This window comes from Micromonospora sp. SYSU B005 (assembly GCF_055362685.1).
In genome coordinates this window covers 338,937-359,511 of the sequence record NZ_JAXCFU010000006.1, presented here as the reverse complement: position 1 = coordinate 359,511, position 20,575 = coordinate 338,937, and the positions used below count along the sequence as shown (strand labels likewise).

The window sequence follows — 20,575 nt, the reverse complement described above, 5'->3', positions numbered from 1 at the left end:
GCCCTGTCGGCCGCACCGGTTAGCCTCGACGTCGTGGCGACCGCGCTGGTGATCGAGAACGACCCGACCGACGACCTCCGCCGCCTGGGGGAGTGGCTCACCGAAGGGGGCCTTGAGCTGCGCGTGCTGCGTCCGCACGCCGGTGACCCGCTCCCCGACGACCTGGAGGGGTACGCCGCGCTCGTGGTGCTCGGCGGCGACCAGCAGGCATACCCGGGGCCCGACGGGGCTCCGGGCGCACCCTGGTTCCCGGCGCTGGAAGGGCTGCTGCGCAAGGCGGTCCGCAAGCGCGTGCCCACGCTCGCGGTCTGCCTCGGCGCGCAACTGCTCGCCACCGCGCACGCCGGCCGGGTCGAGCGCAGCACGTCCGGCCCGGAGGTCGGGCCGACGCTCGTCGGGCGGCGCGACGCCGCCGAGGACGACCCCCTGTTCCGGTACGTGCCGCTGATGCCCGACGTGCTCCAGTGGCACGCCGACGAGATCACCGAGCTGCCGCACGGCGCGACGCTGCTCGCCGCGTCCACCCGCTACCCGCACCAGGCGTTCCGGCTCGGCGACCGGGCCTGGGGGCTGCAGTTCCACATCGAGTGCGACACCGCGATGATCGCCGAGTGGTCCCGCGACTCGGCCGTGCTGGCCGAGCTGGGCTACGACCCGGAGCTGGTGGTGGCCGCCTGCGACCGGGTGATGGCCGACGTCGAGGAGGCGTGGCAGCCGTTCGCGATCCGGTTCGCCGCACTCGCGCTCGGCGAACTCGGCGACGACAACCCGCGCCGCAGCCTGCCGCTGCTCGGGGCCTGACGGTGACCCGGCCGGCCCGCGGGCGCCTGGCCCGCTACGGATTCGCCGAGGGTGACGGCGCCGCCCGCGCCGCCGACCTGCTCGGCCCGGACGGGCTCGCCCTGTGGCGGCCCGACACCCAGGAGCCCGCCGACGAACCCGCCGCCGAGCTGCTCGGCGCGCTGTCCCGCGCCGCCGACCCGGACCTGGCCCTGCGTCAGCTGCACCGGCTGGTCGAGTCCGAGCGGCGCTCCGGCGACGAGGTGGCCGTACGCGACGCCCTGGCCGCCGACCCCGGGCTGCGCCGCCGGCTGATCGCGGTGCTCGGCGCCTCCTCCGCGCTCGGCGACCACCTGGTCGCCAACCCCGGGCAGTGGGCGGTGCTGGCGACCGAGCCGGACGGGCTCGCCCCCACCGCGGACGGCCGGCTCGACCTGAGCGTCGCCGCCCGGCTCACCACGATGACCGGCGCGGTCCCGCTGCTGCGGCAGGCGTACCGTCTCTCGCTGCTGCAGATCGCGGCGGCCGACCTGACCGGCGGGCGCGGCCTGGAGCAGACCATGGCGGCGCTGTCCGGGCTGGCCGACGCCACGCTGGCCGCCGCCTACGACATCGCCGCCGACGAACTCCCCGAGGGCACGCCGCGCCCCCGGCTCGCGGTGGTGGCGATGGGCAAGTGCGGTGGCGACGAGCTGAACTACGTCTCCGACGTCGACGTCATCTTCGTCTCCGCCACCGACGACGACCTGCCCGCCGCGACCCAGATCGCCACCCGGCTGATCCAGATCTGCGGGCTGGTGGCCTGGCCGGTCGACGCGGCGCTGCGACCCGAGGGCAACCGGGGGCCGCTGGTCCGCACGCTCGCCAGCCACCTCGCCTACTACAAGCGCTGGGCGCGCACCTGGGAGTTCCAGGCGCTGCTCAAGGCCCGCCCGGCCGCCGGCGACCTGGAGCTCGCAAAGGAGTGGATCGACGCGCTGGCCCCGCTCGTGTGGACCGCCGCCGAGCGCCCCGAGGCGGTCGAGGACGTCCGGTCCATGCGCCGCAAGATCCTCGACAACGTGCCGCCGAAGGAGCTGGAACGCGAGATCAAGCGCGGTCCGGGCGGGCTGCGCGACATCGAGTTCGCCGTCCAGCTGCTCCAGCTCGTGCACGGCCGGGGCGACGAGTCGCTGCGGGTGCCCGGCACCGTGCCGGCGCTGCGCGCGCTCGTCGCCGGCGGCTACGTGGGGCGCGCCGACGGGGAGGCGCTGCTGCGCGGCTACCGCTTCCTGCGCGCCGTCGAGCATCGGCTCCAGCTCCAAGCCCTGCGCCGCACCCACACCGTGCCGACCGAACCGGCCGCGCTGCGCTGGCTCGCCGCCGCGCTCGGCTACGTGGCCACGCCGGGCCGCAGCGCCGTCGAGGAGTTCCGCGCCGAGTGGGTCACCCACGCCACCGAGGTACGCCGGCTGCACGCCAAACTGCTCTACCGGCCGCTGCTCGAATCCGTGGCCCGCGTACCGGCCGAAGGGCTGCGCCTCACGCCCGAGGCGGCCCGGCACCGGCTGGAGGTGCTCGGCTTCGCCGACCCGGCCGGTGCGCTGCGGCACCTGCAGGCGCTCACCGGCGGCGTCAGCCGTACCGCCGCGATCCAGCGCACGCTGCTGCCGGTGCTGCTCGACGAGTTCGCCGACGCCCCCGAACCGGACCGTGGTCTGCTCAACTACCGGCAGGTCTCCGACAAGCTCGGCAGCACCCCCTGGTACCTGCGCCTGCTGCGTGACTCCGGCCCGGTCGCGCGCCGGCTGGCCCGGGTGCTGTCCTCGTCCCGGTACGCGGCCGACATGCTGGCCCGCGAACCGGAGGCGCTGCGGCTGCTCGCCGAGGACAGCGAGCTGACTCCGCGTCCACGGGAGACGCTCGTCGAGGGCTTCGCCGCCGCTGCCGCCCGCCACGACGACCCGGTCGAGGCGATTCGGGCGGTCCGCGCGCTGCGCCGCCGGGAGCTGGTCCGGATCGCCGCCGCCGACGTGCTCAGCCACGCCGGTTCGCTCGCCCCGCTCACCTCGCGCCCGGTCGGCGGCGGGGAACGCCGGCCCACTGTGGTGGACGTGACTGCCGTCGGCACCGCGTTGTCGCACGTCGCCGACGCCACGCTGGCCGCCGCGCTGCGCGCCGCCCGTACCGTCCACCCCGGACCGCCCGGCCTGCGCTTCGCGGTGATCGGCATGGGCCGGCTCGGCGGGTACGAGTCGAACTACCTCTCCGACGCCGACGTGCTGTTCGTCTACGACCCGCCGCCCGGGCTGGGGGAGAGCGCGGCGAGCGCCGCCGCTCAGGCCATCGCCGAGGAACTGCGCCGGCTGCTGTCCGCGCCCGCCCCCGACCCGCCGCTGGGCGTCGACGCCGACCTGCGCCCCGAGGGCCGGCAGGGCCCGCTGGTCCGCAGCCTCGCCGCGTACGCGCAGTACTACGCGCGCTGGTCCCGGGTGTGGGAGGCGCAGGCGCTGCTGCGGGCCCGGTTCGTCTGCGGCGACGCCGACCTGGGCGCCGAGTTCGAGGCCATGATCGAGCCGGTGCGCTACCCGGCCGAAGGGCTGAGCCGCGAGCAGGTGGTGGAGATCCGGCGGATCAAGGCGCGGGTGGAGACCGAGCGGCTGCCCCGGGGCGCCGACCCGGCCACCCACACCAAGCTGGGCCGGGGCGGGCTGGCAGACGTCGAGTGGGCGGTGCAGTTGCTCCAGCTCCGGTACGCCGGTCAGGTGCCCGCCCTGCGTGGCACCCGTACGCTCGACGCGCTCGCCGCCGCTCGCGACGCCGGGCTGCTCGACCCCTCCGACGCCGCCGAGCTGGCCGCCGGCTGGACGCTCGCCGCCGAGGTGCGCGACGCGTTGATGCTGGTCCGCGGCCGGGCCGGGGACCAGTTGCCCCGGCACGGGGTGGAGCTGGCCGGGGTGGTGCGGCTGCTGGGGCGCGAGGACCAGGGCGAGTTCCTCGACGAGTACCTGCGCACCGGCCGCCACTCCCGCACAGTCGTCCAGCGAATCCTCGAGTCCCCCCTCTAACCCCACGCCGCCCCTCCCGCCCCGCCCCGCCCGCCTCCCGCGGCGTTGATCTTGCACTTGTGGCCCCGGCGAAAGCGGCATTTCCGGCTCCCGAGGGGCCGCAACCGCAAGATCGACGGGGCAGGGGGACGAGGGCGGGGGCGGGTGGGTCAGCTTGTGAGGGTGTAGGTGCCCTCTCGGGGGACCGTTACGGTGATCCACTTGCCGTCTCGGGTGACCTCGGCGCCGCCGTTGACGGTGAGCCAGCGGTCGTGGCGTACCCGGATCGGGATCTTGCCGAGGGCGGGGGCGCGGAACGTGATCGAGGCGCCGTCCTGGCGGATCAATTCACCAGGCGCGCCGACCAGCGGCGTGGGCTCGGCGACCGCGTACAGCTTCCAGTGCCGGTCCGACCAGACCTCGGTCAGGTACGGCTGGCCCGTCTCCACCAGCTTCGCCTCCGACGCACCCACCCAGGAGAACTCGGCGTCGGGCACGGCCACGTACTGCACCGCGTTGTCGGCCAGCCAGTCCCGGTAGGTGATCGGGGTCAGCGGGACGCCGGTGCCGTCCGCGCCGGGCACCGTGGTGAAGAACAGCGCGTTGCGGTCGATGTCGGCCTGCCGCAGCCAGCCCCGGGCGAGCGGCACGTCGCCCATGTGGGCCGCCTCCCAGTAGTTGCGGGTCGGCGGCACCTCCACCCGCCCGGTGAGCCCGCGCCGGGCCAGCTCCGCGCGCAGCGGCGTGAAGTACGCCGGGTCCGCCGTCGGGTCGTCGGCGCTGCGCAGGTCGGCGGTGACCACCGGCGGCTGCCACCAGCACACCACCGCCAGCAGCGCGGCAAGCCCGACCGCCCCGGCGACCCGGAAGCGCCGGCCGGCGGCGCGAAGCCGATCGGACACCGGGGCGGGAAGCGTCGCGGTGGCGGCCAGCACCGGCAGCGCGAACATCACCACCAGGCGGGTGGCGTTCAGCCCGACCGGCGTGTGCAGCAGCGCCGACGCCAGCACCCCGGCCGCGGACAGCAGCGCGCCCACCCGCACCGGCCGGTACGCCACGAGCGCCGCCACGACCAGGCTCGTCACCACGGCGTGCACGGTGTCGGCAGTGCTGATGTTCATCCAGCCGCCCTCACCGAACAGCAGCCCGGTCACCGCGAGCGGTGCGGCGGCCGGTACGGCGAGCAGCAGGCCGTCGGCGTACCGGCGGGTCAGCAGCAGCGCGACGCCGGCGAGCCCGACGAACAGCCCGGCCACCGGGCTGGCCGCCGAGGCGAGCAGCGCGGCGGCACCGGCGGCGACGAGCCGGGAGCGGCGGGCGGGGACGGTGAGAGCGAGCAGCGCGGCCAGGCCGAACGCGACGCCGAGGGCGTACGTGACCCGCCCGGACACCAGGTTGCCGGCGATCGTGACCACGCCCACCAGGCTGCCGAGCAGCGGACGGGGCACCCGGGTCCGCACCAGCAGGGCGGCGAACGCGGTGGCGGAGGCGAGCAGGGCGAGCGCGCCGGTGACGCGTACCCCGAGCAGTGCCATCAGCGGCGGCGAGACGAGGCTGTAGCCCCACGGGTGCACACCGCCGTACCAGCGCAGGTCGACCAGGGCGCTTCCGTGATCGGCGAAGAACCCGGCGCGGGCGACCTGCGCGGACAGGTCAGAGCCGGTGGCCGGCAGCGTGAGGTAGAGCACGCAGAGGACGAGCGCCGACACGGCGGAGACCGCCACCACCCGACCGCCCCGCATGCCCACCTCCTGATCGCGAACCACCGTACTGGCAGCATGTCGGACGTGCCTCACCACCTCTCGCGCTGGATCGGCCTGGCGGGTTCGGTGCTGCTCGCCGTGGCCGCGTTCCTCGGCGGCGCCCTGCCCGACGGCGAGTTGCGTCCCACCCCGGTCAGCATCTGGCAGGGCCCGAACGGGCCGCTGATCATCGGGTTGTGGCTGGTCGGCACCGCGCTGCTGGCGTGGGCCTGGTGGTCGCTGCGGGACCGGGTGCCGTCCGCCCGGTGGGTGCTGGTCACCGTCGCGCTGTGGCTGCTGCCGATGCTCGTCGCGCCGCCGCTGGGCAGCCGGGACGTGTACGCGTACGCCTGTCAGGGCGCCAGCTTCTCGGCCGGGATCAACCCCTACGAGCAGGGCGTGTCCGCGCTGCCGTGCCCCTGGCTGGACACCATCTCCTACATCTGGCGGGACACCCCGGCACCGTACGGGCCGCTGTTCGTGCTGCTCGCCGGCGCGGTGGTGGAGGCCACCGGCTCGCTGCTCGCCGCCGTCGCGCTGTTCCGGGTGCTCGCCGTGGCCGGGGTGGCGCTCACCGCGTGGGCGCTGCCGGTGCTGGCCCGCCGCTGCGGGGTGCCGCCGCGCCGGGCGCTCTGGCTGGCGCTGGCGAGCCCGCTGGTGCCCGTGCACCTGGTCTCCGGCGCGCACAACGACGCGCTGATGATCGGCCTGCTCGTGGCCGGGCTGGCGGTGGTGGCGGCCCGTCCGGGCCGGCCCGGACCGCTGCTCGCCGGTGGGGCGCTGCTCGGACTGGCCGCCGCCGTCAAGGTCACCGCGCTGGTCGTGATGCCGTTCGCCGCGCTGGCCGCGATCGTCGGGGCGTACCGGATCAGGACGCTGGTGCGCGACGGCGGGTGGGTGGTCGGCGGCTCGCTCGCCGCGCTCACCGCCGTGACAGTCGCCTCCGGGCTGGGGCTGGGGTTCGTCAGCGGGCTGGAGCAGGGCGGGCTGGTGGTGGCCTGGACGTCGCCGCCGACGGCGGTGGGGCAGACCGTCGGCTACCTGCTCGCGCCGTTCGGTGTGCACGTCGACGCGCTGCCGGTGACCCGGGCGATCGGCATGGTCGTGCTGGTCGCCGTGCTGATCTGGCTCTGGTTCCGGTCGTTCCGTCGCGGTGAGCCGTTCTGGCACGCCGGGCTGGCGCTGACCGCCACCGTCGCGCTCTCTCCGCTGTTCCACCCCTGGTACTGGCTGTGGCCGCTGGCCGTGCTCGCCGCCACCGCGCACCGCAAGCTCTGGTTCTCGATCGTCACCGTGGTGTCGTCGTTCCTGGTGCTGGCCGACGGCACCGGGCTGGCCCGGTACTCCAAGATGCCCGGTGCGCCCTTGATGACCCTGTTCGTGATCGGGGTGGTCGTGTGGTTGGTACGGTCGGCTCGCAAGGGCCGGCAGCCGGTTCCCGTGGACTGAGGAGTGTGCCGGTGAGCGAGCCCGACGGACCCGTCCGGCCGATCGCCGCCGGTCTCGCCCGCTACACCGGCCTCGCCGGGGCCGTGCTGCTCACCGTCGCCGGATGGCTCGGCGGCGCGCTACCCCGCACGCCACCGCGCGGCACGCTCGCCGCGATCTGGACCGCACCGCACGGGCCGGTGACGCTCGGCTGCTGGCTGGCCGGGATGCTGCTGCTGGTGGGCGCCTGGTGGTCGCTGCGGTGGGGCGCACCGTCCGGCCGGTGGGCGTACGTGACCGCCGGGCTCTGGTCGCTGCCGCTGCTCGCCGCGCCGCCGATCGGCAGCCGCGACGTCTACTCGTACGCCTGCCAGGGCTGGACGTGGACGCAGGGGCTCAGCCCGTACCGGGTGGGCGTCGCCGCGGCCGGCTGCCCGTGGACCGACTCGGTGTCGCCGATCTGGCGGGACACCCCGGCGCCGTACGGGCCGTTCTTCGTGCTGCTGGCCGGGCTCGCCGTCCTCGCCGGTGGCGGCCTGATCGGGACGATCGTGGCGCTGCGGCTGGTCGCGGTGGCCGGGGTGCTGCTGGCCGCGCTCTGCCTGCCCGGCCTGGCCCGCGCCGCCGGGATGCCCACCCGCCGCGCCGCCTGGCTGGTGCTCGCGTGCCCGTTGGTCGGGGTCCACCTGGTGGCGGGCGCGCACAACGACGCGCTCGCGCTCGGGCTGCTCCTGCTCGGGCTGCTGGTGCTGGTCCGCCTGCCGGGCAAGCCGCGCGCGCTGCTGGTGGCCGGGATGCTGCTGGGCCTGGCCGTGGCGGTGAAGGCGGTCGCGGTGGTGGCGCTGCCGTTCGCGGCGCTCGCCGCCGTGCTCGGCCGCTACACCTGGCGTGCGCTGCTACGCGACGGCGGGCAGCTGGCCGCGTCGGTGCTCGGCACGCTGCTGGTCCTCTCGCTCGCCACCGGTCTCGGACTGGGCTGGGTGGGAGGGCTCGGCCACAGCGGCGACTCGCAGCAGTGGACGTCCCCGCCCACAGCTGTCGGCTTCGTCATCGACTATGCCGGTGAGCTGGCCGGCCTGCGACCGCAGGCGGTTCCGGTGGCCCGGGCGGTCGCGCTGGTGCTGCTGGCCGGGACGCTCGTCGCGCTCTGGTGGCAGGCGTGGACGACGCTGCGCCGACTCAACGACGCCCGGCAGCGGGTGGCCCGGCTGACGCTGGCCCGCCCCCGGGTGGCGCTGCTCGGCGCGGGGCTGGCGCTCGCCGCCACGGTGCTGCTCGCCCCGGTCTTCCACCCCTGGTACGCGATCTGGCCGCTGACAGTGCTCGCGGTCGCGGCGGTGCCGCTGGCCCGGCAGGTCTGGTTCGTGGCGCCCTGCGCGGTCGCCTCGGCGCTCACCCTGCCCGACGGATCCAACCTGGCCCGGTTCAGCAAGGCGCCGGGCGCGGTGCTGATGACGGCGCTGGTGGTGGTCGTCGCGGTGGCCGGTGTCCGGGCCGCGTTGCGCCGGCGTACCGCGTGAACGGCCGAACCGCACCGCGCGGAACGGCCGGGCCAGCTCCGCCATCGCGGAGCCGGCCCGGCCGGTGCTGACGAGCGTGCTCAGCAGTCGAAGTACATCGCGAACTCGTGCGGGGTCGGGCGCAGACGCACCGGGTCGACCTCGTTGGCCCGCTTCCAGTCGACCCAGGTGGAGATCAGGTCCGGCGTGAACACGCCGCCGTCGAGCAGGTAGTCGTGGTCGGCCTCGAGCGCGTTGAGCACCTCCGGCAGCGAACCCGGAACCTGCTTGACGTCGCCCCACTCCTCCGGCGGCAGGTCGTACAGGTCCTTGTCGATCGGCGCCGGCGGCTCGATCTTGTTCTTGATGCCGTCGAGACCGGCCATCATCATGGCCGAGAACGCCAGGTACGGGTTGCTGGACGGGTCGGGGACGCGGAACTCGACGCGCTTGGCCTTGGGGTTGCTGCCGGTGACCGGGATGCGGGTGCAGGCGGAGCGGTTGCGCTGCGAGTAGACCAGGTTCACCGGGGCCTCGAAGCCGGGGACGAGACGGCGGTAGGAGTTGATGGTCGGGTTGGTGAAGGCGAGCAGCGAGGGTGCGTGGTGCAGCAGGCCGCCGATGTACCAGCGGGCGGTGTCGGACAGGCCGGCGTAGCCGGTCTCGTCGTAGAACAGCGGCTCGCCGCCACGCCAGAGGCTCTGGTGGGTGTGCATGCCGGAACCGTTGTCACCGAACAGCGGCTTGGGCATGAACGTCGCGGTCTTGCCGGCGGCCCAGGTCTCGTTCTTGACGATGTACTTGAACAGCTGGAGCTGGTCGGCGGCGTGCAGCAGGGTGGAGAACTTGTAGTTGATCTCCGACTGGCCGGCGGTGCCGACCTCGTGGTGCGACCGCTCGACGGTGAAGCCGCCGTCGACGAGGCGCCGCACGATCCGGTCGCGCAGGTCGGCGTAGTGGTCCACCGGCGGCACCGGGAAGTAGCCGCCCTTGTAGGCGGTCTTGTAACCCCGGTTGCCGCCCTCCTCGATCCGGCCGCTGTTCCAGGCGCCCTCGATCGAGTCGATGTAGTAGAACGACTGGTGCGCGGAGGTCTCGTGGCGGATGGAGTCGAAGATGTAGAACTCCGCCTCCGCGCCGAAGTACGCGGTGTCCGCGATTCCGCTGGCGGCGAGGTACGCCTCGGCCTTCTTCGCCACGTTGCGCGGGTCGCGGGAGTAGGCCTCGCGGGTGAACGGGTCGTGGATGAAGAAGTTGAGCGCGAGCGTCTTCTGGGCCCGGAACGGGTCGATGAAGGCGGTGGCGACGTCCGGCAGCAGGAGCATGTCGGACTCGTGGATGGCCTGGAAGCCGCGGATCGAGGATCCGTCGAAGGCGAGGCCGTCGGTGAAGACGCTGTCGTCGAACGACTCGACCGGCAGGTTGAAGTGCTGCATCACGCCGGGCAGGTCACAGAAACGTACGTCGACGAACTTCACGTCCTCGTTGGCGAGGTATCGCAGGAGTTCCTCGGAATTGGCGAACACACGTCCTCCTGGCAGGTCCACTCCGGTAGCTGGCTACTGGCGACGCTATGGCCGGGGGGTTGCCCGGCCGTGTCTCGTCTGTTTCCGCCGTGTTACGTCGCTTGCGGAGCGTCATCCCGGCACACTCTGATGCTGAATGTCGTATTTTTCGTCAGGGGTCGAGGCGGCGCTACCCTGGCCGCTGTGACCGATACCGCCGCCACACCGGTGCCGCCCGCCACCGACCCCGCCTTCACCCCGCCCAGCCTCGGCCGCCGCTTCGGCGCCCTGATCATCGACTGGGTGCTGTGCCTGATGGTCGCCCGGGCCTTCTCCGACCCGGTCCGCGACGGCTGGCCGCCGGTCCTGGTGCTGATCCTGGAGTACGGCTTCTTCATCGGCCTGTTCGCCCAGACCCCCGGCATGTTCCTCACCCGGCTGCGCTGCGTGTCCTGGGCCGACGGCGGCCGGATCGGGCTGCTCCGGGGCCTGCTGCGCGGCCTCCTGCTGGCCCTCGTGGTGCCGGCCCTGCTCATGGACGAGCACCGGCGGGGCCTGCACGACCGGCTCTCCGGGTCGGTCGTCACCGACGCCCCGCGCCGCTGACCTGTACGACGAAGGAGCCGGCCCCGCACGGGACCGGCTCCTTCTTCGCGTACGCCGGAGGTCAGCGACCCCGGGTCTGCCGGAACGCGCCGCGCGCCGGCCGCATGTTCTTCGGGATCGCGCCCTTGGGCATCTGCGGCCGCGCGGTGAGCGCCTTGAGCCGCTTGTCGAGCGCGTTGACGTCCTTGGGGGACAGGGCGCGGGGCAGCCGCATCAGCGTCATCCGCAGCTTGCGGACCGGCAGCTCACCCTCGCCCTGCCCGATCACGTAGTCGTGCAGCGGGGCGGTGCCGATCACCTTCGCCAGGCGGCGCTTCTCCTGGCCGAGCAGGCCGCGTACGCGCTGCGGGTTGCCCTCGGCCAGGAGGATCACACCCTGCCGGCCCACCACCAGGTGCACCATGTCCATCTGGGTGGTGGAGCTGACCGCCGGAGTGACCCGCCAGTCGCCGCGCATGCTCTCCATGATCTGCGCCGCCGCGCCGGGCTGCCCCTCGGCGGCGTTCATCATCGCCTTGTTGGAGCGCAGGTTGAGCACGATCAGCACGGCCAGCAGGGCGAGCAGGATGCCGATCGGCAGCCAGAGCCAGCCCCAGGCGATCACCGCGACCACGGTGAGCGCGAGCGGGATCAGCACCGCCGCCGCGGTCAGCGGCGCGAACCACTTGTCCTGCTTGGCGGTGAACCGGAACACCATCCCGATCTGCTTCAGCCGCTGGCCGAACGAGACCTTCTCCTGGGGCTTTGCCATACCGCAGAGTCTAGTGGTCGGCGCACATCACGTTGATCCGTGGCCGCCTCTTCCGCCGAGGGCTGAGTACCTTACCGCCGTGCCGGCCCGAACCGGCCCGCCGGTAAGGAGGCCGGGCGGGCGAAGATCAGGCGGCGTACCCATGCCCCGGGGGCACCTTCGCGCGGAGAGTCGATCTCGACAGGGAACGACACCGCACGACAAGGGAGATCGAGATGTTCGGCAACGACGCGGACTTCATCCTCAGCATCCACCGCAGCCACGCCTCCGAGTTGCAGGCCGACGCCGCACAGGACCGGCTCGCCCGGTCGCTGCCACGGCGGCACCCGCGCGGCTGGCTCAGCCGTCGGCAGCACAACGCCCGCACCACCGACGCCCGCCGGTGACCGCACCGGCGGCCGTCCCCGGGATCGTGGGCGCGGCCGGTGCCGCAGGGCAGTTCGCCGGTCCGGCCGTCACGGGGGCGGCCGGACCGGCGGCGACGCGCGGCCCGATCGGCCCGGTCGGGCCGTCGGGGGCGCGTGGCATGCTCGACGGCGTGACCGTACGCGCCGCCAGCACCGTCCTCGTCGGCCGCCGGACCGAGCTGACCGCGCTCGGCGACGCGCTGGCCCGGTCCCGGTCCGGCGAGCCGGCGACGGTGCTCGTCGGCGGCGAGGCGGGTGTCGGCAAGACCCGGCTGCTGGAGGAGTTCGGCACGCAGGTGGACGCGGCCGGCGCGCGGCTGCTCGTCGGCCAGTGCCTGGAGCTGGGCGAGGCCGGCCTGCCGTTCGCCCCGTTCGCCGCCGCGCTGCGCGACGTGCTGCGCCACGACGGGCCGGCCGCCTTCGCCGGCTACGAGGCGGAGTTCGCCCGGCTGCTGCCGGAACTCGCCCGGATGCCCGCAGGTGTCGCCGCGCCCGCCGGGCCGGCGCTCGCCGACACCCCGCGTGGCTACCTGTTCGACCTGGTCGCCGACCTGTTCCGGCGGATCGCCGAGGAACGCCCGCTGGTGCTGGTGATCGAGGACCTGCACTGGGCCGACCGGTCCACCCGGGATCTCATCGGCTTCCTGGTGCGGGCCGCCCGCGCCACCCGCCTGCTGGTGGTCTGCACGTACCGCACCGACGAGCTGCACCGCGGGCACCCGCTGCGGCCGTTCCTCGCCGAGCTGGACCGGGTCCGCGGCGTGGACCGGATCGAGCTGGGCCGTCTCGACCGCGACGGCACCGCCGCGGTGCTGGCCGACCTGCTCGGCACCGAGCAGTACGCCCGGACCGTCGACGACGTGCACGAACGCACCCAGGGCAACCCGTTCTTCATCGAGGAACTGGCCGCCGCCGGTGGCCCGGTCGGCTGCGCGGCCATCCCGGAGACGCTGCGCGACCTGCTGCTGGCCCGCGTCGACCGGCTGCCCGAGCCGGCCCAGCGGGTGCTGCGGATCGCGGCCGCCGGAGGCACCCGCTTCGCCCACCAACTGCTCGCCGAGGTGGCCGGCCTGCCCGAGGCCGAACTGGAGGACGCGCTGCGCGCCGCCGTCGCCGGGCAGCTCGTGGTGGCCGACCCGGACGGCGACTACGAGTTCCGGCACGCGCTGGTCCGCGAGGCCGTGCACGACGACCTGCTGCCCGGCGAGCACGCGCGGCTGCATGCCCGGTACGCCGCCGCGATCGAGGCCCAACCCCACCTGGTCGCCGCCGGTCGGGCGCCGGCCGAGATCGCCCACCACTGGTACGCCGCGCACGACCACCCGCGCGCGCTCACCGCCGCCCTGGTCGCCGCCGAGGCGGCGGCCGAACGGTACGCGTACGCGGAGCAGAGTCGTCTGCTGGAGCGCGTCCTCGAACTGTGGGAGCAGGTGCCCGACGCCGCCGACCGGCTCGGCATGGACCACCTGCGGGTGCTGGAGGACACGCTCACCGCCGCGGTCACCGCCGGTGACCTCAGCCGCGCGCTCACGCTCACCCGGGCCGCGCTCGCCGAGGTCGACCCCGGCGCCGAGCCGCTGCGCGCCGCCCGCCTGCTCGACCATCGCGGCCGGCTGTTCGCGCTGCTCGGCAAGAGCGACGGCGCGGCCGAGCTGCGCGAGGCGTACCGGCTGGCGGCCGGCGCCCCCGACGGCCCGGAACGGTTCGCCGTGCTGGCCGACATCGCGTCGCACCTGATGAAGGTCGACCCGCGCGAGGCCGCCTCGGTCGCCGCCGAAGCCGCGGCCGGCGCGTCCGAGGTCGGCACCGACCTGGTGCTGCTGCCCACCCGGATCGCCCTGCTGCACCGCCTCGACGGCACCCCGGAGCGCGGGCTGGCCGAGCTGCGCGGGGTCGAGGCGCGGGCCCGCGCCGCCGGTGACTCGTGGGCCCTGGTCAGTGCGCTGGTCTTCCTCTCCGACGTGCTCTACGAACTGGGCCGCTACGACGAGTCCGAACAGGCGGCCGCGGCCGGGGTGAGCGAGGCGCGCCGGGTCGGCATCAGCCGCTCGATCGGGGCGTACCTGCTGTCCAACCGGGCCGAGGCGCTGATCGCGCTGGGCCGCTGGGACGAGGCGGACGCCACCTGCGCCGAGGCGGCCCGGATCGACCCGCCCGGCGTGTCCGGGCTGCACTGGCTGCAACTGCGCGCCGGGCTCCACCTGGCCCGCGCCCATCCCGGCGCCGACGAGGTCGTCGGGCGGGCGCTGGCGTTCCTCAGCCGCCCCTACCTCTGGCCGAACCACCGGCTGCCGCTGCACGAGCTGCGCGTGGAGGCCGCGCTCGCCGCCGACGACAAGCCCGAGGCGGTACGCGCGGCGCGCGCCGCACTGGCCGACGCGCACCTGGCCGACCTGCCGCGGGAGGGCTGGCCGCTGCTGAACGCGCTGGCGCGTACCGCCGCGGTGATCGGGGAGGCGACGCTCGCCGCCGAGGTGTCGGCGGTGGCCGCCGCGCTGCCCGCCCGGCACCCGGCCGAGCACGCCCACGCGGCCCACGTCACCGCCGTCCTGACCGGGCTCGGCCCCGCCGCTCCCGCCGAGGCGCTCGCCGCGTGGCGGGAGGCCGTGGCGGCGTGGCGGGCGGCCGGGCAGCCGTACCCGCTGGGCCGGGCGCTGCTCGGGCTGGCCGAGGCGGCCGCGGCGGCGGGCGAGCGGGACGAGGTCGCCGCCGCGGTACGGGAGACGGCCGAACTGGCCGCCCGGCTGGGTGCCACCCCGCTGGGCGAGCAGGCGGCGACGCTGGCCCGCCGGGTGGGGCTGCGGGGCACCGGGCGACCCGGGCCGGACCTGCTGACCAGCCGGGAGCAGGAGGTGCTGCGGCTGGTCGCCGAGGGGCACAGCAACAGCCGGATCGCCGAGCGGCTGTTCATCTCGCCGAAGACGGCGAGTGTGCACGTGTCCCGGATCATCGCCAAGCTCGACGTGACCAACCGGGTCGAGGCCGCCGCGCTGGCCCACCGCCTCGGCCTGCTCGACGCTTCGCCGCCCGCCCCGGCACAGCGCCGCGCCCGGTAGCGCGCCGCGTCCGCGTCAGCGCGGCAGGTAGATCCGCCAGCCGGCCACCGTGACCACGTCGAGCGCGCCGGATTCGGTGCCGAGGCGTTCGTCCAGCCGTGCGGCCAGCGGCGAGCCGGCCGGCGCCACCCACGCCGCGCCCGGGTCGGCGGCCACCTCCCGCCGGTACGCGGGCAACCGGTCGAAACCCGGGGTCAGGTCGTCGTCGACCACAGCACAGACCACGTTCTCGCCGGTGGCGTAGGTGAGCCGGTTGCACGTCCAGTAGCCGCCGCGGACGTTCCGGACGTCGAGCGCGCCGAGCGTGTCCACGAGCGACCGGTGCCGGTCCGCCTCGGCGTGCACGGCCGGCGCCGCCCGGATCACGTCCACTGTGGCCACCGCGCCGGTGCCGAGCACACCCGCCAGCACCGCCACCGCCGCGACTCCCGCCACCCGGACCGCCGGCCGGCGGGCGGCCTGCCACAGTGGCCAGAGCAGGGCGGGCACGGCGACCGCCAGGCACGACAGGTAACGACTGCTCTCGATCGGCGTCTGCCCGGCCGCGTTGCTCACCGCGTACGCGCCGAGCACACCCGCCGCGCCGCCGAGCAGCGCCAGCCGCACCCCGGCCGACACCCGCTCCGGCGAGCCCGGACCGCCGGAGGTACGGCGGAGGGTGAGCCACGCGGTGAGCGCGGCGAGCACCAGCAGCACCGGGAACGCGACGGCCCACCAGAGCTGCCAGGTGGCGCACCGGCCGGGGGAGCAGAAGCCCATCGCCAGCGGCGGCCCGAGGACCAGCGCGCCGTGCAGCCGGTCCGCCCAGTCGGCAGGTGAGCCCGTGCCACCGGCCGCCAGTACCGCGGCCACCGGGTTGCGGCTGTGCCGGATACTGTCCACGAGCATCGGGGCCGCGCCCAGCAGCAGCGCGCCGGTCAGCACCACCCCGGCCCGGCCGGCCAGCTCCCGCCACCGGCGGGCCACCAGCAGCGCGCCGAGCGTCAGCACGTACGGCAGGATCAGCGGGTCCACCCAGAGCAGCACCCCGGAGATCAGTCCCCAGGCCGCCCAGCGGGGCAGCCGCGCGCCCGCCCCGGTCACGCAGAGCCCGACCGTCAGCAGCGCAAGCGCGGCACCTGCGGGGTTCAGCTCCGGATAGCCGCCACCGGCGATGAGCTGGTTCTTCACCACCCGGTCCGCGCCGAGCGCCAGCACGGCGACCACCAGCAGGGCGTACCAGCGGTCACCGCCGAGACGCCGGGTCAGCCGCCAGGACAGCAGCAGGAACAACGCGTACAGCGCCAGCGTGGGCAGCCGCAGCACGAGCACCGACGGTCCGGCCAGCGCAACCAGCGGCGCGGCCAGGTACGCCTCCAGCGTGCCCATGTACGCCTGGCCGTAGAACCACACCGGGAAGCCGTCACCGCGGGCGATGTGCAGGGCGGCCAGCCCCATCGTCGCCTCGTCGCTGTTGGTGGGCGGTACGCCGGCGAACAGCAGCGCCAGCCGGTAGCCCACCCCGGCGGACCCGACGAGCAGGGCGAGCAGCGTCGGCAACGGCAGCCGCCGGGGCGTACGAGGGCGCACCGCTTCGCGTGGCTCCTCGCGTACCCCGGCGGTCATGCCTGTGATCATGGCATCCGGCGGGCGGCCGGCGGCGGGTGACGCGGTGGTCGGCCGGCCTCAGCCGGCGACGGTGACCTCCCGGCGGGCGTCGAGCGCCTGCTGGTAGAGGCGGCCCGCGCGGTACGACGAGCGGACCAGGGGACCGCTCATCACGCCCGCGAAGCCGATCTCCTCGGCCTCCTCGCGCAGCTCGACGAACTCCTCCGGCTTGACCCAGCGGGTCACCGGGTGGTGCCGGGGGGAGGGGCGCAGGTACTGCGTGATGGTGATCAGCTCGCAGCCCGCCTCGTGGAGGTCACGCAGCGCCTGGGACACCTCGGCACGCTCCTCGCCCATGCCGAGGATCAGGTTGCTCTTGGTGACCAGGCCGTCGGCCCGCGCCTGGCGGATCACGTCCAGCGAACGCTCGTAGCGGAACGCCGGGCGGATCCGCTTGAAGATGCGCGGCACGGTCTCCACGTTATGGGCCAGCACCTCGGGCCGCGAGCCGAAGACCTCGGCGAGCTGCTCGGGCACCGCGTTGAAGTCGGGGATCAGCAGTTCGACACCGCAGCCGGACTGCAGCGCGTGGATCTGCCGGACCGTCTCGGCGTACAGCCAGGCCCCGCCGTCGGGCAGGTCGTCGCGGGCGACGCCGGTGATGGTCGCGTAGCGCAGGCCCATCGTGGCGACCGACTCGGCGACGCGCCGCGGCTCGTCGGCGTCGAACTCGGCCGGCTTGCCGGTGTCGATCTGGCAGAAGTCGCAGCGCCGGGTGCACTGGTCACCACCGATGAGGAAGGTGGCCTCCCGGTCCTCCCAGCACTCGTAGATGTTGGGGCAGCCGGCCTCCTGGCACACGGTGTGCAGCCCTTCGCGCGACACGAGCCCGCGCAACTGGGTGTACTCCGGGCCCATCTTGGCCTTGACCTTGATCCACGGCGGCTTGCGCTCGATCGGCGTCTCGGCGTTGCGCGCCTCGATCCGCAGCATCCGCCGCCCCTCCGGGGCGACAGTCGCGGTGCGCGCTGGCTGCTCATTCGTCGGCGCGGATTGCTCGATCGTCACAAAACCGAGCGTACGCCGGTCGGTGCCGGTCGATGAACGAGGGCGACGGCCGTCACGCCGGAATGGCTGTGACACCGGACACCAGGGGCGAAAAAACCCGGTCACAGCGTGGCGCGTGCGGTGCTAGCGTGCCGGGCAGAGCTGTGACGGAGCCGAGTAACGGACCGATCCGCCAGTCGAGAGAGCCGCCGGTTGCTGCGAGGCGGTCTGGCGCCGGTCCGCGAAGACCCTCCCGAGCTGCGGGAAGAACGGCGCGTCGCGCCCAGTAGAGCCCGCCCGGCCGGCCCCGGTGAAAAGGCGACGAACGAGGCTCCCGCCCTGGCGGGGGCGAAGGTGTGGTGGCACCGCGAGGTTTCCCGCTCGCCCACACCTCCCTGGGGATCGCGTTGCGATTGGTCAAGGAGGTAGTAGTCGTGCAACGCATCCTGTCCACAGAACTCCCCGCCCATGTGGGCGCCACCGTGCGGCTCGCCGGTTGGGTCCACCGCCGCCGGCTGCTCAAGTCGGTGGCCTTCCTGATCCTGCGGGACGCCGCCGGGCTCGCCCAGGTGGTGGTCGCCGCGCCCGCTGTGCGCGAGCAGGTCGAGGCGCTCACCGAGGAGACGGTCGTCGAGGTGGTCGGCACGGTGGTCGCGAACCCCACCGCGCCCGCCGGGGTCGAGGTCGTCGAGCCGACGGTACGGCCGCTCGGGCCGCCCGCCGTCCCGCCCCCGTTCGACCTGTACCGGCCGGTGCTCACCGCCACCCTGCCCACCCAGCTCGACCACGCGCCGGTCGCGCTGCGGCACCCGGTCCGCTCCGCCGCGCTGCGGATCTCGGCGGCGGCCGTGTCCGGCTTCCGGGCCACGCTCGACGGGCGGGGCTTCGTCGAGGTGCACACGCCGAAGGTTGTCGCCTCGTCCACCGAGAGCGGGGCGAACGTGTTCGCGCTGGACTGGTTCGGGCGGCCCGCCTACCTGGCCCAGTCGCCGCAGTTCTACAAGCAGCTCATGGTCGGCGTCTTCGAGCGGGTGTACGAGGTGGGGCCGGTGTTCCGCGCCGAGCCGCACGACACGGTGCGCCACCTGGCCCAGTACACGTCGCTCGACGTGGAGTTGGGCTTCGTGGCCGACCACCGGGACGTGATGGCGGTGCTGCGGGAGACCCTGGCCGGGATGGTGGCGACCGTCGGCGAGCGGGCCGGTGGCGCGCTGACGACGCTCGGTGTGACGGTGCCGGAGGTGCCGGCCGAGATCCCGGCGGTGCACTTCACCGACGCGCTGACGATCGCCGGGGCGCCGCCTTCCGAACCCGACCTGGCCCCGGCGCACGAGCGGGCGCTGGGGGAGTGGGCGCTCCGCGAGCACGGCAGCGACTTCCTCTTCGTCACCGGCTACCCGATGGCGAAGCGCCCGTTCTACACCCATCCGGACCCGGCCCGGCCCGCGTACTCCAACGGTTTCGACCTGCTGTTCCGCGGCGTGGAGCTGGTGACCGGCGGGCAGCGGCTGCACCGGCACGCCGACTACCTGGCCGCCCTGGCGGCGCGCGGCGAGCCGGTGGAGCCGTACGCCGGGTACGTGGACGCGTTCCGGCACGGCATGCCGCCGCACGGCGGTTTCGCGATCGGGCTGGAGCGGTTCGTCGCCCGGCTCACGGGCGCGGCGAACGTCCGCGAGGTGACCGCCTTCCCGCGCGACCTGCACCGCCTCACGCCCTGACCGGCGGCTCTCGGTCGAGCCGGGGCTGGGGAAACCGGCCCCGGCGTGGCCACTGAGAGTGAGGGGAAGCCGTCTCCGACTGCGGTCACGGTCCGTGAGGATGCGTCAGAGGTCGCTCGGGTGCCCTTGTCGCCTCCAGATCGCGGTGAGCAGGGATTATGGCGAACGCCCGCCGAGAGGGAGGGATGGGCATGTGCGCCCTTTGCTCTGCAGCCACCGACGCGCCGGCCGACAAGGAGTGACCGTCGCGTATCCGGCTGCAGAGCAAAGTCGGCGAGAGGGCACAACCCAGGGGCACGGCATCTGTCACTCACGGTGACTGCGGGGCGCCGGTCCTGCCGGCGCGCGGGCTCGGGGGAGGGGACGGTCAGGCGGGGCCGAGCAGGTCCCAGGGGTTGCCGGCGATGTCGCGGAAGACCGCGACCCGGCCGTACGGCTCGGTGCGGGGCGGCCGGACGAACTCGACGCCCGCGTCGGCCATCCGGCGGTACACCGCCTCGAAGTCGTCGACCTGGAGGAAGAAGCCCACCCGGCCGTGGGTCTGGTCGCCCACCGCACCGGCCTGGTGCTCGCCGTCGGCGCGGGCCAGCAGCAGGCCGGTTCCGCCGCCCGGCGGGCGTACGACCACCCAGCGCTTGGGCCGGCCGTCGTTCGTCAGCGAGGGCTTGTCCTCGGCCAGCTCGAATCCGAGCACCTCGGTGAAGAAGGTGATCGCCGGGTCGTACTCGGCCACGACGAGCGTGACCAGGTCGAGCCGCACGGGCTCAGACCTGCGTCAGCGTCGGCAGGTGCCGCTCGACCACCGGCAGCACGTCGGCGACGGTGATCGGCCGGCCCAGCTCGGCGGTCAGCGAGGTGACACCGGCGTCGCGGATGCCGCAGGGCACGATCCGGTCGAAGAAGCCCAGGTCGCAGTCGCAGTTGATGGAGAAGCCGTGCAGCGTGACACCGCGCGCCACCCGGATGCCGATGGCGGCGACCTTGCGGGCCGGGCCCCGGTCGTCCTCCGGCACCCACACGCCGCTGCGTCCCTCGACCCGGCCGGCGGCCAGCCCGAACTCGGCGCAGACGTCGATCAGGAGCTGCTCGGTGCGCCGGACGTACGCGACCACGTCGACCGGGTCGGGCAGCCGGACGATCGGGTAGCCGACGAGCTGCCCCGGACCGTGCCAGGTGATCTTTCCGCCGCGGTCCACGTCCACCACCGGGGTGCCGTCCATCGGGCGGTCCCACGGCTCGGTGCGCTTGCCGGCGGTGTAGACGCTGGGGTGCTCCAGCAGCAGCACCGTGTCGCCCTGCTCGCCGGCCACCACCGCCTCGTGCAGCCGGCGCTGCTCGTCCCAGGCGGCCTGGTAGTCGAGCAGGCCGGCGCGGACGGCGGTCAGCCCGGAAGTCGTCACGCTCACCCGTCCAGCCTAGT

Annotated in this window: 15 protein-coding genes; 8 read left to right on the top strand and 7 right to left on the bottom strand. The window is 74.5% G+C overall.

What is annotated here, in order from left to right:
- Positions 1-33 precede the first annotated feature (33 nt).
- Both SM452_RS17105 and SM452_RS17100 read left to right on the top strand, forming a co-directional pair.
- Entirely contained in the window at positions 34-801 is a 768-nt protein-coding gene (locus SM452_RS17105; protein ID WP_463840259.1) for a type 1 glutamine amidotransferase, read from the top strand.
- Between the two features lie 2 nt (positions 802-803).
- The gene (locus SM452_RS17100) at positions 804-3,827 is read left to right on the top strand and encodes a bifunctional [glutamine synthetase] adenylyltransferase/[glutamine synthetase]-adenylyl-L-tyrosine phosphorylase (protein ID WP_463840258.1); all 3,024 of its coding nucleotides are present in this window, start codon (positions 804-806) and stop codon (positions 3,825-3,827) included.
- A gap of 149 nt (positions 3,828-3,976) precedes the next feature.
- Here SM452_RS17100 and SM452_RS17095 read toward each other — a convergent pair whose 3' ends face one another.
- Positions 3,977-5,548, bottom strand: coding sequence for a hypothetical protein (locus SM452_RS17095; RefSeq protein ID WP_463840257.1), 1,572 nt, complete (start codon positions 5,546-5,548; stop codon positions 3,977-3,979).
- Between the two features lie 36 nt (positions 5,549-5,584).
- Between SM452_RS17095 and mptB (SM452_RS17090) the strand changes: the two genes are divergently transcribed.
- Positions 5,585-6,997 (top strand): polyprenol phosphomannose-dependent alpha 1,6 mannosyltransferase MptB, encoded by a 1,413-nt coding sequence (gene mptB / locus SM452_RS17090; protein WP_463840256.1) that lies wholly within the window; start codon positions 5,585-5,587, stop codon positions 6,995-6,997.
- An 11-nt stretch (positions 6,998-7,008) separates the two neighbouring features.
- The gene (gene mptB / locus SM452_RS17085; protein ID WP_463840255.1) at positions 7,009-8,496 is read left to right on the top strand and encodes a polyprenol phosphomannose-dependent alpha 1,6 mannosyltransferase MptB; all 1,488 of its coding nucleotides are present in this window, start codon (positions 7,009-7,011) and stop codon (positions 8,494-8,496) included.
- An 80-nt stretch (positions 8,497-8,576) separates the two neighbouring features.
- On the opposite strand, the gene glnA is transcribed toward mptB (SM452_RS17085), so the two are convergent.
- A complete protein-coding gene (glnA, locus tag SM452_RS17080) occupies positions 8,577-10,001 on the bottom strand; it encodes a type I glutamate--ammonia ligase (protein WP_463840254.1) in 1,425 nt (474 codons plus the stop codon).
- A 129-nt stretch (positions 10,002-10,130) separates the two neighbouring features.
- Between glnA and SM452_RS17075 the strand changes: the two genes are divergently transcribed.
- Positions 10,131-10,586 (top strand): RDD family protein, encoded by a 456-nt coding sequence (locus SM452_RS17075; RefSeq protein WP_120568719.1) that lies wholly within the window; start codon positions 10,131-10,133, stop codon positions 10,584-10,586.
- Between the two features lie 61 nt (positions 10,587-10,647).
- On the opposite strand, the gene SM452_RS17070 is transcribed toward SM452_RS17075, so the two are convergent.
- Positions 10,648-11,337 carry a DUF4191 domain-containing protein gene (locus SM452_RS17070; protein ID WP_120568720.1) on the bottom strand — a complete coding sequence of 230 codons (690 nt, stop codon included), beginning with the start codon at positions 11,335-11,337 and terminating at the stop codon, positions 10,648-10,650.
- Positions 11,338-11,552: 215 nt separating this feature from the next.
- On the opposite strand from SM452_RS17070, the gene SM452_RS17065 reads away from it, so the two are divergent.
- Positions 11,553-11,723: a hypothetical protein gene (locus SM452_RS17065; protein ID WP_162959008.1), complete on the top strand. Its 171-nt coding sequence runs from the start codon at positions 11,553-11,555 to the stop codon at positions 11,721-11,723.
- 152 nt (positions 11,724-11,875) lie between these two features.
- On the top strand, positions 11,876-14,800 hold the full coding sequence (locus SM452_RS17060; RefSeq protein WP_463840253.1) for an ATP-binding protein: 2,925 nt from the start codon (positions 11,876-11,878) through the stop codon (positions 14,798-14,800).
- Between the two features lie 15 nt (positions 14,801-14,815).
- Here the strand turns inward: SM452_RS17060 and SM452_RS17055 are convergent, their stop codons facing one another.
- Together SM452_RS17055 and lipA are read right to left on the bottom strand one after the other, a co-directional pair.
- Positions 14,816-16,405: a DUF423 domain-containing protein gene (locus SM452_RS17055; RefSeq protein ID WP_463840252.1), complete on the bottom strand. Its 1,590-nt coding sequence runs from the start codon at positions 16,403-16,405 to the stop codon at positions 14,816-14,818.
- A gap of 60 nt (positions 16,406-16,465) precedes the next feature.
- Entirely contained in the window at positions 16,466-17,455 is a 990-nt protein-coding gene (gene lipA / locus SM452_RS17050) for a lipoyl synthase (RefSeq protein ID WP_355514355.1), read from the bottom strand.
- A 413-nt stretch (positions 17,456-17,868) separates the two neighbouring features.
- Between lipA and aspS the strand changes: the two genes are divergently transcribed.
- Positions 17,869-19,155: an aspartate--tRNA(Asn) ligase gene (gene aspS / locus SM452_RS17045; RefSeq protein ID WP_463840251.1), complete on the top strand. Its 1,287-nt coding sequence runs from the start codon at positions 17,869-17,871 to the stop codon at positions 19,153-19,155.
- 367 nt (positions 19,156-19,522) lie between these two features.
- On the opposite strand, the gene SM452_RS17040 is transcribed toward aspS, so the two are convergent.
- Both SM452_RS17040 and lipB read right to left on the bottom strand, forming a co-directional pair.
- Positions 19,523-19,915, bottom strand: coding sequence for a VOC family protein (locus SM452_RS17040; RefSeq protein ID WP_194801122.1), 393 nt, complete (start codon positions 19,913-19,915; stop codon positions 19,523-19,525).
- Positions 19,916-19,919: 4 nt separating this feature from the next.
- Entirely contained in the window at positions 19,920-20,561 is a 642-nt protein-coding gene (gene lipB / locus SM452_RS17035; RefSeq protein ID WP_030500098.1) for a lipoyl(octanoyl) transferase LipB, read from the bottom strand.
- Between the last annotated feature and the right edge of the window lie 14 nt (positions 20,562-20,575).

Bases quoted from the DNA above. Each gene is read 5' to 3' on its own strand.
- mptB (WP_463840256.1), top strand. From the start codon at position 5,585: ATGTCGGACGTGCCTCACCACCTCTCGCGCTGGATCGGCCTGGCGGGT.
- SM452_RS17095 (WP_463840257.1), bottom strand. From the start codon at position 5,548: ATGCGGGGCGGTCGGGTGGTGGCGGTCTCCGCCGTGTCGGCGCTCGTC.
- SM452_RS17055 (WP_463840252.1), bottom strand. From the start codon at position 16,405: ATGACCGCCGGGGTACGCGAGGAGCCACGCGAAGCGGTGCGCCCTCGT.
- SM452_RS17065 (WP_162959008.1), top strand. From the start codon at position 11,553: ATGTTCGGCAACGACGCGGACTTCATCCTCAGCATCCACCGCAGCCAC.
- SM452_RS17075 (WP_120568719.1), top strand. From the start codon at position 10,131: ATGCTGAATGTCGTATTTTTCGTCAGGGGTCGAGGCGGCGCTACCCTG.
- SM452_RS17070 (WP_120568720.1), bottom strand. From the start codon at position 11,337: ATGGCAAAGCCCCAGGAGAAGGTCTCGTTCGGCCAGCGGCTGAAGCAG.